This window comes from Spirosoma utsteinense (genome assembly GCF_014282275.1).
GTDB lineage: Bacteria > Bacteroidota > Bacteroidia > Cytophagales > Spirosomataceae > Spirosoma > Spirosoma utsteinense.
Genome location: NZ_VFIA01000068.1, coordinates 1 through 16,176, shown reverse-complemented (window position 1 = coordinate 16,176; position 16,176 = coordinate 1). Strand labels below are relative to the sequence as shown.

Sequence of the window (16,176 nt, the reverse complement as noted above, 5' to 3'; positions counted from 1 at the left end):
AAAAGGACGTATTTTGGGGTTGGCAAGGAAAGGGAGTCATGGATTTTTGTAGTCTAGTTAACCACAAAACTACGGACTCTTAATCCTTGCTTATTTCATGAGAAAGCCCTGTTGAGACAGATACAGTAAGTATCTGTCTCAATTAGGAGCGTTTTTATGAGATTAAGCAAAAGGTGCGCCCAGACAATGAACTTTTCTCATGGCGTTACCTACTTTTGAAAGTACAACTCGGTAAAGCCACATAAAGAAACCTTGCAATGGAACAGCACTGGAATCACGTTTACCACACAAAGCAACCCACTGACGTAAGCTGGTATGAAGAATACCCTCATTATTCGGTTTCATTGATCGAGGGGTTTAATCTCGCCAAGACGGCTCGAGTCATCGATGTGGGGGGCGGAGACAGCCGTTTGGTGGATGCACTGCTCGAATTAGGATACTTGAATCTGACCGTGCTCGATATTTCTGAGCAAGCCATTAAGCGAGCAAAAGCTCGGCTTGGCTCACGCGCCGATCAGGTGCAGTGGATCGTCAGTGACGTAACGCGCTTCGCGCCCAGTCAATCCTTCGACGCGTGGCATGATCGGGCCACCTTCCACTTTCTGACCACTGAGCCACAGGTCGACGCCTATCTCTCGATTGCGGAACAGGCGATTCCAGCCGGGGGCTTTCTGTCGGTGGCTACCTTTTCTGATCAGGGCCCCACCAAGTGCAGCGGACTGACCGTCCGGCAGTATTCATCCGATGCGCTGACCGATCAATTCGCCTATCGGTTTACCCGGCTGCATTGTGAAGAAATGACGCATCCAACCCCATTTGGCACCCAACAACTATTCACCGCTTGCCAGTTTCAGCGCAAAGCCGCTTAATTACCGTGACCGAAACTACTGCCCCGATTCTCCATCAGAAATATGTTGAGGAAGAATCTACCTTTCTTCCTCAAAACCTGCTGCGCGAAGCACGCCGACAAAAGCAATTGCCAGACCTTTCGGTTCCGGCTGTCTGCGTGCTCGATCCTGATGGGGATTTATTGGCTTATCTACAAATGCAGAACTGGGCCGTGCGCCACCCGGGTTGGGCCTGCTACCACACACATTTATACACCTGCCAGGTGGGGGAAACCGAGTTCGGCTTAATTGGCCAAGCCGTAGGCGCATCGTTTGCGGTGCTGTTGGCTGAACAGCTTTTTGTCAGTGGTTGTCAGCTTCTGCTGAGTATCACCTCAGCCGGCCAGATCTCCGGCGAGCAACCACCGCCTTACTTTGTGTTGATCGATAAAGCCGTACGCGACGAGGGCACCAGCTATCATTACCTGCCGCCCTCACCTTATAGTCATCTGCAAACGGCTTTACTGGACATGTTGACGGGAGCTTACAGGGATGCGCCTATTTCGGTAATCGTTGGCAGTAGCTGGACGACCGATGCGCCCTACCGGGAAACCGCTACGGCCATCGACTATTATCGCACGCAACAGGTACTGGCGGTGGAAATGGAAGCGGCAGCCTTATACGCCTTCGCGCAAGCGCGAAGGCAGGCCGTGGTTTGTTTTGCCCATGTAACTAATCAAATGGGCACTACCCATAACGACTTTGAAAAGGGAGAGCATGAAGGCGCACTTGATGCCCTGGCCTTGCTACAGGTGACCATCCAAAGGCTGCGGCCAGAGTACCCACACAACCAAACGAACGTTTGGGGATGACTAAAAGGAGCTGATTTCGAGGCGGATTCTCTATATTTGCCCGGTGAAAGTATGGCGGATCATCTGGGCAATCTACGTTTTGGTGCTTTCGGGGCTACCCTGCGAAGCATTTTGCCCCGATGAACCCATTGGGCAAGAAGCCTCGCGCCCAACGTCCAACGATCAGACGCATGATGCGAATTGCTCGCCTTTCTGTCTCTGCGCAGCCTGCCCCGGCTGTACCTTACCGCAAGCTCCCCAGTTGATCGGTAGGCCAATGCCTGCGGTTTCCTTCAGAATAGCCGCGTTGCCTTTGTATAGCGCACCCCACGCGCTAGATGTGCCTACTCGCATCTGGCAGCCCCCCCGCCTTTGAATTAGCCCCTTTTTTCTCCCGGTCGTTGATGGGCTGGGGAGCTATTGGCTAATTTAATCACTTTGTATTATGAAATTTTCTATTGTGTCGCTCTGGCTGGCACTCTCCACCCTATCTATTGCCCTAGGGCAAACAAGCCTACGGGTCATCATTCAGGATGCCGAATCCGGCAAGCCACTAATGGGGGCAACGGCCCAATTGACCCCCGCTTCCCTGGGCGCTACGGCGGACGCAACTGGGCGCTTAGTGCTAACCGTGCCAACGGCGGGTCGTTATGCGCTCACCTGTTCCTTTGTGGGTTATCAACCTAAAATGGATAGTTTAACACTACCGGCTTTGGTCGATTCACTGGTTGTGCAACTTGTCCCATCTGAGGGCGAAGAACTCGAAGAAGTCATGGTGACTTCAACGCGTAGCAATCGCAGCATTGACGACATTCCCACCCGGATCGAAGTCATTATTGGCGAAGAACTGGAAGAGAAGGCCAACATGCGGCCCGGCGATATTCGGATGCAGCTCAATGAAAGTACGGGTATCCAGTTACAACAAACCTCCCCCGTTTCGGCTAATGCGAACATTCGTATTCAAGGTTTGGATGGTCGCTATACGCAGATTTTACAGGATGGTTTGCCTCTCTACTCCGGCTTCGCAACTGGTCTGAGCATCCTGCAAATTCCTCCGCTCAATCTGCGTCAGGTTGAGGTAATAAAAGGCTCGGCTTCGACGCTTTACGGGGGCGGGGCCATTGCGGGCCTGGTCAACCTGATTACCAAGCGACCGACCGCCGAACGGGAGCTAAGTTTCATGCTCAACGGTACGACGGCACGGGGTCTCGATCTCAGCGGTTTTTGGGGCCAGAAGTGGGAGAAGGTTGGCGTGACAATGTTCGCGGCCCACAACACCCAACGTGAATACGATCCCGGCAAAACTGGCTTTTCCGCCTTGCCCCATTACGAGCGGTACACGGTTAACCCGCGACTTTATTTCTACCTCAATCCCTCGGCTACGCTGACCGTAGGAGCAATGGGCAATTGGGAAAACCGCATTGGGGGAGATATGCAAGTGCTCAATGGCCGCACCGACAACACCCACCAGTATTTCGAGCGCAACCGTTCGGATCGAGTGGCCTCGCAACTCCAATTCGACAAGCGTTTTGAGCGTTCTGTACTGACGCTGAAAAACAGCATTAGCTACTTTAATCGGATGATCACCCAACCTGATTATCGCTTTGCCGGGCACCAGGTGGCCAGCTTTACTGAAGCCAGTTTCACCCATACCGGCACCCGGTCGGAATGGATCGGCGGGGGCAACCTGTGGACGGAGCAATTTACTGAAGATGGGTCCGGGCAGGGGCCATCCGGCCGGGGCCGCAATTACCGGTATGTGACGGCGGGGGCCTTCGCCCAAAATAATTACACCCTGCGCCCCTGGATGACGTTGGAAACCGGATTGCGTGGGGACTATCACAACCGATTCGGCTTTTTCGCGCTGCCGCGTGTGTCGGCCCTGTTCAAACTGTCCGACCGCTTGACCTCCCGGCTGGGCGGGGGCCTGGGCTACAAAGCGCCGACCATTTTCACCGAAGATGCTGAAAGCGTGGCCTTTCGCAACGTGCGCCCGATTGATCCAACAACCGCTCAAGCGGAAACTTCGATTGGCGGCAATTTTGATATAAATTATCGCACGACCTTGTTTGATGTGATCGACGTATCAATCAACCAGCTTTTCTTTTATACCAAGCTGGATCATGCCCTGGTGCTGGATATTCCGGCCATCATCACAACAGGGCCGAGTGCTGCCGTATATCAGTTTACGAACGCCAACGGGCCAATAGATAGCCGGGGGCTTGAAACCAATCTGCGTCTTGGCTATGAAGCTTTTAAACTTTATGCTGGGTATAGCCTGGTGGATACGCGCAGACGCTACAACGGGGCCGAATTCAACAGCGCGATTCCACTCACTGCCAAACATCGGGTAAACCTGGTCGCTGTCTACGAACTGGAAGGAAAATTCCGGCTTGGGCTGGAAGCCTATTACATTGGACCAAAGCCGCTTTCAACGGGAGAAACCTCACGCTCGTACTGGCTTATGGGGGTGATGGGCGAACGCCGGTGGAAACGTTTTAGCGTGTTCGCTAATTTCGAAAACATTCTCAATGTCCGTCAGGATCGCTATCAAGCCGTGATTTTGCCCCCAATCGATCGGCCTTCCTTCCGGGAAGTGTGGGCACCCTTAGAAGGCTTTGTGGGCAATGGGGGTCTTAAATTATTTCTCTAGACACACGTTGTTGGCGATAAATAGGGTAAATGTGCCACTAACTTCACTTGGGGGTAACGACCAAGGCAAGTAGACAAATCTTGCCTGGATATCGTAAGCATCCGGATCGGTGAATGGGCTCAACAGGAATCGGTCAACGACCATTATATTAATTATCTTCATGGACGCACTGATTACGGGTAGCCTTTTATTAAGCGTTCTCCATGCGCTGATTCCCAGCCACTGGCTTCCCTTTGTGACCATTGGCCAGACCGAACAATGGAGTCTGCGACAAACCTTGGTGGTAACGGCCATTTCCGGACTGGCCCACACGATCAGTACCACACTATTGGGTATACTGGTGAGTTTGGCGGGATGGCAACTGGCGGAGGGCTACCAAAACCTTTTGGAACGGGCTATACCGCTGTTGCTGCTGATGTTGGGCCTATGGTATCTTATGCAGCACCTGCGCCATCGGCATGTGCATGACCACATTGATGCTGGCTCTGTTCGCAAGGCCCGTTCGTTTTCGGCCCTGATCCTATCGTTGGGTGTAGTGATGTTTCTTTCCCCTTGTCTGGAAATAGAAGCCTATTTCCTCAGCGCGGGCGTGCAGGGGTGGGGGGCGGTGGTACTGGTAGCCATCATCTATAATGTGATCACTTTGTCAGGCATGTTGTTGATGGTAACGCTCGGAAGACGGGGCCTGAAACGAATAAACTCGCACTGGTTCGAGCATCACGAAAACCTGATTACCGGTCTGACGCTGGTCGGGCTGGCCGTATTTAACTTTTTCATCGAATTCTGATAGACGAATGGCAAACGATCATAACCACCAGGAAGACGGTCACGACCACAGTGACGATATCGACTTAATTGAAGAAGGCACAACCCCAGCCGCTGCGGCAGCTCCTAAAGAAGGACCTGACCAGGCCTGGCGCACTTATGTACCGGCTGCGATCAGCCTGGTGCTGTTGCTGGGTGGTATCGGGCTTGATCGCTACGCTGAAAACTGGTTTAAAGACCCGTTCTGGAGAGACCCCGTCCGGCTCATCTGGTATGTAGTCGCCTACCTGCCCGTTGGCTGGCCAGTACTCAAACGCGCCTGGAAGGGCATTATGAATCGCAATGTCTTTACCGAATTTTTCCTGATGGGCGTGGCTACCCTGGGTGCCTTTGGTATCCGGGAGTATCCCGAAGGGGTGGCTGTAATGCTGTTTTATACCATTGGTGAGTTATTCCAGGATGCCGCCGTCTTGCGGGCGCGTCGCTCCATCAAAGCCCTGCTAGATGTGCACCCCGATGAAGTGACCCTCCTGCGAAACGGACAGGCACAAACCGTAAAGGCCGCTACGGTGAGCGTTGGCGAGGTAATTCAGATAAAAGCAGGCGAAAAAGTAGGGTTGGATGGCACCCTGCGCTCGGACTCCGGTACATTCGATACAGCAGCCCTAACGGGTGAAAGCGTTCCCCGCACCATTGAAAAAGGGGAAGCCGTATTGGCCGGGATGATCAATCGGCAGTCGGTTGTCGAGATGGATGTCACCACACCCTACCAGGATTCCAAGTTGTCGCGTATTCTCAAACTGGTGCAGCAGGCTACGGGCCGCAAGGCCCAGACCCAGGAGTTCATTGCCCGTTTTGCCAACGTCTATACCCCCGCTATCTGCGGACTAGCTTTACTGATTACCATTGTCCCGTATTTCTTTGTCGCTGACTATCAGTTTCGGGACTGGCTTTACCGGGGGCTGGTATTTTTAGTGATCGGCTGTCCGTGTGCCCTAGTCATTTCCATCCCGTTGGGCTACTTCGGTGGCATTGGTGCCGGATCGAAGCAGGGCATTCTGTTCAAAGGGTCGGTGTTTCTGGATCTGATGACCCAGCTTAAAACCGTCGTCATGGATAAAACCGGTACGTTGACCAAGGGCGTTTTTAAAGTCCAGGATGTCAAATCCGTGGATATCGACGCCACTGAATTAGCCCGGTTAACGGCCGCGCTGGAAAGCCAATCGACTCACCCGGTCGCCACCGCCCTGATTGACCATGCCGGGAAAGGGTATGAAACCGTAAGGGTCGAAAACGTGGAAGAAATACCCGGGCATGGGCTGAAAGGGACCGTTGACGGGAAAGAAATGCTGGCGGGCAATGCCAAACTCCTTCGCAAATTTAATGTATCGTTTGACGAAGCCCTAACCCACATTCCGTTTACGATTGTCATGACGGCCATTAACGGAACCTTCGCGGGTTATTTCACCATTGCCGACGAGATAAAGCCTGATGCCGCCGATGCGGTCAAACGCCTGAAAGTCGATGGCATTCGTACCGTGATGCTATCGGGTGATAAAGGGGCTGTTGTGGAAGCGGTCGCCAGGCAGGTGGGTGTGGATGAGTGGCACGGCGATTTACTGCCTGAAGATAAGGTTCGGGAAGTAAAGCGGCTAAAAGGAGAGCCGTCTACCAACCCCAAAGCAAAGTTAGCGTTTGTGGGCGATGGCGTGAATGACGCACCGGTAGTGGCCCTGGCTGATGTCGGTATCGCCATGGGTGGGCTCGGCTCGGATGCGACTATCGAAACCGCCGACGTGATTATTCAGAATGACGAGCCCGCCAAGATTGCCACGGCGGTCGAGATTGGCCGGGCCACGCGCCGGATCGTCTGGCAGAATATTACGCTGTCGCTGGTGGTTAAGGGCATTGTGCTCGTGTTGGGGGCAGGGGGCCTGGCAACCATGTGGGAAGCCGTCTTCGCCGACGTGGGCGTGGCCATGCTGGCCATTTTAAATGCTGTTCGTATTCAAAATATGAAATTTTAAGCTTCCAGGCAGAATTGTTCACCTGGATCGTGAACGGATTTAGGAACATTGCCCCGTCTAAATTGACGGGGTTCACCCCCTCCTATCCTTCATCGACGCTGCTGAATTGTCTGGTCTTATTTGAGATCGATTTTAAACGTTTGCCAGGCAATAATTTTATAAAGCTATCTTTATATTACGGAATTATCGGTTAATTGGAATCCGTTAATTTGAGCCAAGTTACAAAAAGCCGACTTTTGATGTATGACCCTACCCCAACTTGTCGAAGCGTTCCCTACCGAGCTTGCCGCTATCGAGTACTTTGAGATAGTCAGGTGGGGGGAAAAACCACGGTGCCCCTACTGCAACTCAACTTATGTGTCGGCTCCAACCAAAGACCACCGGCGTACCTGTAAAATGTGCGCCCGGAATGGTTCGGTTACGGTGGACACCCAACTACATAATACCCGTTTGCCGTTGCGGACTTGGTTGATGGCGTTCGTATTGGTAACGGACGCCAAAAAAGGTATATCAGCTAAGCAGTTAGAACGAAACTTAGGTATCCATTATGAAACAGCCTGGAAGATGGGGCACCAGATTCGGGCGTTGATGGCGATTGAAAACAAAGAATTGCCCCCCTTTGACAACATTGTTGAGATGGACGAAACGTTTGTCGGGGGCAAGCCCCGCAAACCCAATAACCCGGTCTTGATGGGAGCTACTCGGACCCGAATAGATGGTAAACTGGTTCAGTTACAAGCAGAAGGCTACGACTTTCGCCCGCTCAAAGGTAACTCAGCCGCTGTTGATGTGAATGTGAAGCGGGGGCGTGGCTCTCAGAAGAAAACGCCCGTTGTCGGCATTGTGGAACGCGATGGCAATGTGATCGCTGAAGTAATGAAGACGCTGACTCATGCTAACCTCAAAAAGATGGTTCAGAAATACGTGGATGGGGAAGACGCGGTACTTATTACGGATACCTACAAGGGCTATTCCCGGTTTGATAAGATCATCGAACACGTTCAGATTGACCACAGCGTAGCTTACTCCTACAAGGGCGTTAACACGAACACGATTGAGAGTTTTTGGGCCATTATCAAACGGGGGATCATGGGCCAGTACCATCAGGTATCGGTCAAATACTTGCCCAATTACATTAGTGAGTTCGTTTTTAAGTACAACAATCGCAAAGACGACGATATGTTTGAGACATTGGTAGCGAATGCGATGCTGACTAAAGTCGGACCGCCGAAGCGGTTGAGTTAAGAAGTAGGGCGAGTGGGACGAATCCACGCTTTAACCGCGTTAAACTTTTGAGATACCCACATGGAAACTAATACCAGAATCAATCCCAGAAAAAGAACAAGTGAGAGTTGGCTGTACCTTTTTTTGAGTGACTTGTTTTCGGCTTCTAATCGGCTGTTTTCGTCGAATAGTTGTTGGAGAACCACATCGTCAGTACGCACATACTCATCGGTAAAAATGCCGAAGTGGACCGTTCTTTTCTTCCAATACACATACTTATTCCTCTTTTTCAGTTTATCCGTAACCATTATCGCGATTGCCACGATACTTAATGCTATAAACCAAGCCGCCGGAATTGCATTGTCTTGTACAAAATCAGTAATCGCTTTGGTGACTATACCCATTGTTGCTGTTATGTGCGTAATAGACGTTTTTAGTAAGCGCAAGCATACATCCTACTTCACACTACCCAACGGGGAACGCTTCTACTATAAGCACTTTTTAGACTTATCTGGGGACTAAAGCAGGGTAGGCGTATAAGCTACTCCAATTAACCGATAATTCCGAAGTACATTATCAGCTATCATGGCTAATTTAGCGTAACTTACTGAAAGCAAAGTCTGAACGTTATGCTGCCCGTCGCTCTTTTTGTCCACATCTCAACCGCATGGGCGGCCCCGCAAGGAACAGGATTACTCAAGGCAAGTCGCTGATCTAACGGCTTATGCTAATAAGCAGGGCTATCACGTTGCTCACGTCATCTACAAAACGAGGATGTGCTACCAGGCGCAGTAATGTGGATCGCCCTGAGTTGGACAAGTTACTGAAGCTTTGTAAGTTGAAAGCCATCAAGAAGGTGCTGGTCACCGAGCTTTTACGACTCGGCCGATGTCGAAGCGAGACGCCAGCGCCAATGGAAGCCATTACCGAAGTGGGTGTCTCTATCTACGCCCAGTTTATAAAGTAGATACATGAATACTTCTTCGTCTCATGCTGGAGCGTTTCTTGAGATTAAGTGAATCAGTGGTTACGTATTATGGGTGTCCTTCGAATAACATATGTGCTACAGTAAAACGATTGATTCAGCGGCATTTTACAATGCTAACAGTAGTGCAAACACTATTTAATTTGAACAAAAAGGAGCGCAACAAAATAAATGCATCGTCGTTGCATCTTGAATTAAATTTAATCTATATTTGCAACAAGGTTGCATATAGGCAGGTGTAGTGTTCTAAAAGGATTGATCATCAGTAATGCGTAAAATTCTACCAGTGACGTTACTATTTCTCGTCTCATCGATGATACGCGCACAGACGACTGATGTTAGAGGTAAAATCGCTGACCATCAGGGGGCGGTCAAGGCATCTGTCTACATTGTTCATTCTAGCCGATCAGCAGTTAGTGATTCACTGGGTTTCTTTCGATTTTCAGGATTGGCCTATGGCGGGTATACGCTCGTGGTTCAGAGAAATGAGCGGATACTGGCCCAGAAAACGATTACGGTTGACGCAAAGACGGGTTTAGTCGAAATTTATGTACAGGATAATTCGGCCAGGGAGCTTGAGCTCGTCACCGTTACGGCACCTACACAGGCCAGCCGGCTTCAAAAGTCGCCCGAAAATATTACCGTCATCGATACCAAACCTTTTTACAAGACCAATCAAACCGCACTGGATGTTATTCGGCAGACCAGCGGCATCAAGGTGCGAACCAGTGGGGGGTACGGAGCCCAAACTAATTTTTACATCAACGGTATTAGTGGTAAGCAGATCAAGTTTTTTCTGGATGGTGTGCCTACCAGCGCCCTGGGAGAAACGCAGGGTATCAATCTGATCCCATTGGAGCAGACAGCTCGCTTTGAAATCTACAAAGGGGTCATTCCGATCGGGTTTGGCTCAGACGCACTGGGCGGTGCGATCAATATGGTCTCCAGAAACGAGCGTAATGATTTTATTGATGTTTCCAGCGCGATTGGCTCTTTTAAGACGACCAAGAATAACCTGAATGTCCGCAAATTTCTAACCGATCATTTTTACGTAGGATTGAGCGCCACCTACAATTACTCAAAAAACGATTACAGCGTGATGGCCGAAGTACCCGACGTATATGGAATACCGTCAGTAAAAAACGTACGCCGTTTTCATAATGCATTCCGGTTTTATAATGCCAAAGTTCAGGCTGGTTGGATCAATACAAAATGGGCCGATCAGCTGTCGTTGACCGGTCAATTATCGCATACCTACGATCAGATTCAGAACAACGTTATTATGCGGCAGCCCTACGGCCAGGCGTATAACCAAGACGATCTGGCGGGCGGTGTCGTTCAGTACAGCAAACGGGAGTTGATTAAAAACGTCCAGCTTAACGCCTATGCATCACTGTATAGCGTGAAAGGATTCTTTGCGGATACTACCCTGAGTGTATACAACTGGGAGGGAGACGTAGTGGACCGGCGCGCTACGGGTGGTGAAATCTCAGCCGCCGGAAATCTTCTAAGCACAAAAAGCCTGGTTTTTAATACCCAGCAATCGATTGGATGGACACCCCGGAAAAATTTAACGCTTTCGTTATCAAACACGTATCAGCAATTTTACCGAAAAGGGAGCGATCCGTTCTCGCTGAATTTTTATTCATTTGATTTTTACGCAAACCCCCAAACGATGCGTAAAAACATCAGCGGAGCCAGTATGGCCTCAACGCTTTTGGGGGGGAAAGTACAAAGCGTCGTTTCACTAAAACACTTCAGTTCCGTTTCAGCCGGTAATCTTCTGGTCAACGATGTTTCGGTTCCGGTTCACCAATCGGTTAGCAAGCTCGGCTACAACGCAGCCTTTACGTATTTTTTTGGGGAAGAATTTTTCCTGAAAGCGTCGTACGAAAAAGCGACTCGTCTGCCCGACCAGACGGAAGCTTTCGGGGATCTGATGCTGCTCAAACCGAACCCGGGACTTATTCCTGAGCAGTCACATAATGCCAACGTAAACCTGGTGGTGAACTCCCAATACGTAGACGTTGAAGCGTCCGGGTTTTACCGAAACATTGACAACATCATCTACCTGAGGACATCGCAGTTTTCGTCGCAGTACCAGAATTTATTAAAAGCCAGGATCACGGGAGCCGAACTTTCGGTGCGTATCAAACCGCACCGGACGATCAAGTTCGCCAGTAATATCACGTTTCAGGACATCAGAAACCAGTCCGTTCTCGAAAACGCCGGGATCAACAACGACCGGTACATGGGTGCCCGGCTGCCGAATATTCCTTATTTGTTTGCTAATGGCGGGCTTACGGTCAATAAAGAGAATGTGCTGAATAAATCAGGCCAGCTTCAGGCTTACTGGAATTGCAATTACACCCACAGCTACTACCTGTACTGGGCGGTTGATGGCGACCAGGCGCTGAAAAATGTGATACCCATGCAGCTGGTCAACCAGGCAGGGCTGTCCTTTTCCCACGACAAGAGTGGGTTGTCGCTTTCGGCCGATGTAAACAACCTGTTCGATACGGTGCTGTATGACAATTTCAAAGTGCAGCTTCCGGGTAGAAATTATAGTTTGAAACTCCGCTTTTATACCTCTAAAAACAGATCCCAGTAATGAAAAACAAGATTTACAGCGCAGCTACCATCATTTCTATCAGTCTGAGTGTTTTTCTCACAGCATGTGACAAAAACCCTGAACCTGCGCAGCCCGAAGCCGCCGTAAACTATGCCCTGATGATGACCGGGGGTACGTATCCCAACCAGACTACCTACTTCTTAGGCACAAAGAACATGCCTACCGGAACCGTTGAGACGGCCACGGCCGCCGAGTTTACCAGCAGTGGTATGCTGTTTAAATACGGTAAATATGCCTACGTAACGACCTTCGGCGCACCGGCAACCTTGCGCAAATACAGCTTTGACCAGCAAGGAAAGCCTACCGAAATCGCTTCGTTTATTGTCCAGGGGCTGAAAACGTTTGGAGCCGTTGACTTTGTGAGCGAAACAGAAGCCTATGCCGCCAGTAATGGGTACGGTGGCGTGCCAAAGCTGGTCAAATTCAATCCGACGACCATGCAGATCACGGGAACGATTGATCTGACGGCACTCCAAAAAAAGAACGCAACCCAGGTCTTTTACCTTAGTATGGTGCACCGCGATGACCAGCTTTTTATGGGCTGCAATTATCAGAACGGCTTTTCCAACCTGGCCGACTCGGTGTATGTGGCCGTGATTGGCCGCACGTCCGGGCAGGTTGAAAAACTTATCTCCGATGGCCGAACGGGTATGATCTGGAATGGGGGTACGGCAAGTAGTTTTATAGCGAGTAGCCTGGTTCTGGATGAGAATGGGGACATTTACGTGCACGGTACGGGTAATGGAGACAAGGTGCCAAGCGGGGTAATCCGGATTAAAAAAGGAACAACCACCTTTGATAAAGACTACTTTCTGAATCTTAAAGCGGCAACGGGTGCGGACTGTCTTGGCCTGATGTACTATGGCAACGGAAAAGCACTTACCTGCCGCAGCGAAGACGCCAACAACTATCCGTTCGATGGTGAGACGCCAAGCTACACGTATTACAAAGTTGATCTAACAGCCAAAACTTCTTTGGGGGTATTGTCCAAAGATATTCCACCCGTATTTGGCTCCTATGCCTTTACCACCAAATGGGATGACAACACGGTTTATTTGAACGTACCAGCCGCGACGTCTAATTCTATTTACTCCTTGAATACGGGCACTGGAAGCGTCAAAAAGGAATTTGGACTGAGCTCAGGGATTTGTAACGGGTTTGCTAAACTTAATTAAGCAGTAAGCAAATGATCCAGGTACAAAATCTGACCAAAGAATATAATTCCCGCAAAGCCTTGGATGACGTATCATTCACGGTAACCCGGGGAGAGATCTTCAGCCTGATCGGCGCGAACGGGGCGGGGAAATCGACAACGATAAAGATCCTGACGCATCAGGTGCTGGCAACTTCGGGCTCGGCCAGCGTCAATGGCCTTGATGTTTCGTCGCACTTTGGTCAGATCAAACCGGGTATTGCCTACGTACCGGAAAACCTGATGCTGTACGGCTATTTGACGGGCATTCAGAACCTGGATTTTTTCTGCGGCATCTCCGGCCTGAATTATACCCGCGCGGAACTGGAAAATTATTTAATCCAGGCGGGTTTGGACGCGGGCCATTTTGACAAAAAACTGGCGAATTACTCCAAGGGCATGAAGCAGAAAGTCGGGATTGCGTTTGCACTGGCTAAAAAAGCTACTGTACTGTTTCTCGACGAACCAACGTCGGGGCTGGACCCCAAAAGTATTGCCGAGTTTTCGGTGCTTTTAAAAAATCTGAAAGCATCCGGTATGACGATTTTGATAAGTTCCCACGATCTTTTTCGTACCATCAATGATACCGACCGGATCGGGATTATGAAGGAAGGCCGATTGCTGGAAACGGTTTATGCCAGGGAAACAAGTTTTGCGCAGCTGGAAGAAAAGTACATGCAGCTTATGCAGTAGGTATGAACAAGGAACGGTTTTTAACTGCGGATATCAAAAAGGAAATGTTGTCCAATGCCATTCCGGCATTGGGCGGCATTACCCTGCTGGCCATCGATTCATTCCTGGACGGTCTTATTATTTCCAGACTCCTGGGGCCGAAGGCCCTGGGTGGTCTGACGCTGCTTTCCCCGTTTCTGGTTTTCCAGACGGCACTAGGCACGCTGACCGCCTCGGGTGCGTCCATCCTCATCAGTAAGGCGGTGGGCCAGGCAAACACCGAAAAGATTAACCGGGTTTTTTTTAATCTGCATTTAACCGCGGGTTTACTCTGGGTTATTGGGTTAGCGTTCTACGCTGTTGTTGGCCGTTACGCACTGAATTTTTTATCGAATGATGGAATAGAAATTGGCTTCGCGCACAGCTTTTATCAAGTGTTTGCCGCTGGATCATTCATCGTTATTATTTCGCTGACCTACGGTGCCCTGCTGCGAAGCGGGGGTGAATTCAAAAGGGTGAGTTTCTACCTGCTCGTTTCCATTGTGGTCAACGTACTGCTGTCCTTACTGCTGGTGCCTGTTTATGGCATGGCTGGGTGTGCGTTTGCCATCCTTTTTTCGCTATTGGTGTACGCAGTTCTAAGTTTTTTTCAGATTCAGCGTGCGTTTCAATTACACCTCCGGTCTTCGTACGAACTAAAAACGATCCTCGAATTAGTTTCCGTTGGTCTGCCGGGATTTTTGTTCCAATTCTCCAGCATTTTTCGTCAGCTACTGATCATTAAGTTTTTAACGCTATATGCGGCATCCGATATCGCCTTATATGGAGTAATCAGCCGGGTTATTGCGCTGATGATCATTCCAACCCAGGCGCTGATGCAAAGTTTTCAGCCTTTGTACACCATTAATCTGGGCGCAAAACGGTTTGATCGGTGCCAGGAAGCGGTCCAGCTTGTCAAGCGGTATGCCCTGTTGATTGCGCTCACAGTCTGTCTGCTAGCCGGGCTGTTTACCAAATCCATAGTGGGGCTGTTCCTGGACGGTCCTGGCACGGCGGGGGATGTGGCGGCTTTCCGGATCTGTCTGGTACTGGTGCTGTATTATCCGGTTTCCGCCCTTTCGTTTGTACAGCTTCAATCATCGGGCTTTCATAAGTACGTGAGCTGGCTTAGTTCAGCGCGGGAAACCGTCATCCTTTTGCCGCTACTGCTTGTGTTCAACCATATGCTTGTCAGTAACGCCGTGTACTGGGCCATCCTGACCGAAGTCACGCTCTACACCATGCTGATTTACCGCCTGGCTACGCATAAAACCGGGAAATTTTTCACGTTACAGACAAATGAGATCTGACTATGAATGCAGAACTAATCAAAAAAGAGGTAGCGCAAAACGGATTTTATTACGCGGAGAAGGTAAAGCAGGAAGAGGTAGAAGGTGTCGTTGCTGAACTGGGAAAAACGCTTTTTATCACCGATATTATAGAGCGTGATAACGGTCGTATTCTGAATTCGGCCACGGATATGTTTCTGCATACCGACCAGCCTGATGCAAACTATTTAGTTTGGCATTGTCTAAAACAAGCGGCTCAGGGTGGAGAAACCGTGCTTGTCAATATTGAAGAAGCGTTTACGGATTTATCTGCGGATCATCAGGAATGCTTGAAGCAAATAAAACTGAGGCTTAGCCTGCTAAGCCCGCAAGAACTCACGCATCCATTTTACGAGAGTGGACGCTTTTTTTATAGTCCCTCCTTACTGCTGGATGAGTACAGTAAAGATCAAAACGAAGCCGTTTCAGCGTTTCAGACGGCTCTGGAGCGGGTACCCAAAAAAACAATCAGACTGCGGAAAAACGACTTTTTTGCGCTGGATAATACCCGATTGATGCACGGGCGAAAATCGTTTCAGTCCGCTACCGGAAGGCATTTGAAACGGTATCTGATTCAAGCTGATGGAATAGAAAATACAGGTAGTATGTCCCTGCCTTAACACATTGTGTGCACAACAATTGGGCGAAGCCGAAAACCCATAATTCGAGTAGGCATCTATTTTTTACTTGATAAAATCATGAAAAACGTAAAAAGCTCGAAGACAGAATTTATTGCCGCTTTGTTGAAAGCTAAAGAAGCCGAAATGAACACAGGTGGTACCGTGAAAACGAAACCTTGCTGTGGCGGTCACTGCCAGGTAGGTTTGTAATAACCTGTTACACAGACCCCCTCCTGGGGGCCTGTGTAACATTATAGAGGTGGGTACTGGTCTGTAATATTTGTATTTTGCTTGTATGAAAGCAAAATATTTACCCAAAGAGTATGAGGTATTCCGCCGACGCTGTGTTGAGCTACACCAT

14 protein-coding genes are annotated in these 16,176 nt (G+C 49.8%); 13 read left to right on the top strand and 1 reads right to left on the bottom strand.

The annotated features are described in order from the left end of the window. The first annotated feature begins 257 nt into the window (after nucleotides 1-257). The 6 genes from FH603_RS26320 to FH603_RS26295 all read left to right on the top strand — a co-directional run bounded on the left by FH603_RS26320 (nucleotide 258) and on the right by FH603_RS26295 (nucleotide 8,368). On the top strand, nucleotides 258-869 hold the full coding sequence (locus tag FH603_RS26320) for a class I SAM-dependent methyltransferase (RefSeq protein WP_186741985.1): 612 nt from the start codon (nucleotides 258-260) through the stop codon (nucleotides 867-869). A gap of 5 nt (nucleotides 870-874) precedes the next feature. Further along, the gene (locus FH603_RS26315; protein WP_186741983.1) at nucleotides 875-1,699 is read left to right on the top strand and encodes a nucleoside phosphorylase; all 825 of its coding nucleotides are present in this window, start codon (nucleotides 875-877) and stop codon (nucleotides 1,697-1,699) included. Between the two features lie 424 nt (nucleotides 1,700-2,123). Continuing rightward, nucleotides 2,124-4,331, top strand: coding sequence for a TonB-dependent receptor (locus FH603_RS26310; RefSeq protein ID WP_186741980.1), 2,208 nt, complete (start codon nucleotides 2,124-2,126; stop codon nucleotides 4,329-4,331). Nucleotides 4,332-4,491: 160 nt separating this feature from the next. Further along, nucleotides 4,492-5,118: a hypothetical protein gene (locus FH603_RS26305; RefSeq protein WP_186741978.1), complete on the top strand. Its 627-nt coding sequence runs from the start codon at nucleotides 4,492-4,494 to the stop codon at nucleotides 5,116-5,118. Between the two features lie 7 nt (nucleotides 5,119-5,125). Continuing rightward, nucleotides 5,126-7,123 (top strand): heavy metal translocating P-type ATPase, encoded by a 1,998-nt coding sequence (locus FH603_RS26300; RefSeq protein WP_186741976.1) that lies wholly within the window; start codon nucleotides 5,126-5,128, stop codon nucleotides 7,121-7,123. 243 nt (nucleotides 7,124-7,366) lie between these two features. Beyond that, on the top strand, nucleotides 7,367-8,368 hold the full coding sequence (locus FH603_RS26295) for an IS1595 family transposase (protein WP_186741974.1): 1,002 nt from the start codon (nucleotides 7,367-7,369) through the stop codon (nucleotides 8,366-8,368). Here FH603_RS26295 and FH603_RS26290 read toward each other — a convergent pair. After that, on the bottom strand, nucleotides 8,365-8,751 hold the full coding sequence (locus FH603_RS26290; protein WP_186741972.1) for a hypothetical protein: 387 nt from the start codon (nucleotides 8,749-8,751) through the stop codon (nucleotides 8,365-8,367). The two genes, FH603_RS26295 and FH603_RS26290, sit on opposite strands and share 4 nt — an antisense overlap. 320 nt (nucleotides 8,752-9,071) lie before the next feature. Between FH603_RS26290 and FH603_RS29055 the strand changes: the two genes are divergently transcribed. From FH603_RS29055 to FH603_RS29050, 7 genes are all read left to right on the top strand, one after another. Further along, nucleotides 9,072-9,314, top strand: a complete 243-nt coding sequence (locus FH603_RS29055) for a recombinase family protein (RefSeq protein WP_262891318.1) — start codon at nucleotides 9,072-9,074, stop codon at nucleotides 9,312-9,314. Between the two features lie 490 nt (nucleotides 9,315-9,804). After that, nucleotides 9,805-11,943 (top strand): TonB-dependent receptor domain-containing protein, encoded by a 2,139-nt coding sequence (locus FH603_RS26280; RefSeq protein ID WP_186741968.1) that lies wholly within the window; start codon nucleotides 9,805-9,807, stop codon nucleotides 11,941-11,943. Continuing rightward, the gene (locus FH603_RS26275; protein ID WP_186741966.1) at nucleotides 11,943-13,139 is read left to right on the top strand and encodes a DUF4374 domain-containing protein; all 1,197 of its coding nucleotides are present in this window, start codon (nucleotides 11,943-11,945) and stop codon (nucleotides 13,137-13,139) included. The genes FH603_RS26280 and FH603_RS26275 overlap by 1 nt, the downstream gene beginning before the upstream one ends. Nucleotides 13,140-13,150: 11 nt before the next feature. Then, a complete protein-coding gene (locus FH603_RS26270; RefSeq protein WP_186741964.1) occupies nucleotides 13,151-13,849 on the top strand; it encodes an ABC transporter ATP-binding protein in 699 nt (232 codons plus the stop codon). Nucleotides 13,850-13,851: 2 nt separating this feature from the next. Next, on the top strand, nucleotides 13,852-15,177 hold the full coding sequence (locus tag FH603_RS26265) for an MATE family efflux transporter (RefSeq protein WP_186741962.1): 1,326 nt from the start codon (nucleotides 13,852-13,854) through the stop codon (nucleotides 15,175-15,177). Nucleotides 15,178-15,179: 2 nt separating this feature from the next. Then, on the top strand, nucleotides 15,180-15,815 hold the full coding sequence (locus FH603_RS26260; protein ID WP_186741960.1) for a TauD/TfdA family dioxygenase: 636 nt from the start codon (nucleotides 15,180-15,182) through the stop codon (nucleotides 15,813-15,815). Nucleotides 15,816-15,893: 78 nt separating this feature from the next. Further along, complete coding sequence (locus FH603_RS29050) at nucleotides 15,894-16,025, top strand: hypothetical protein (protein WP_262891319.1); 132 nt, start codon at nucleotides 15,894-15,896, stop codon at nucleotides 16,023-16,025. Nucleotides 16,026-16,176 lie beyond the last annotated feature (151 nt).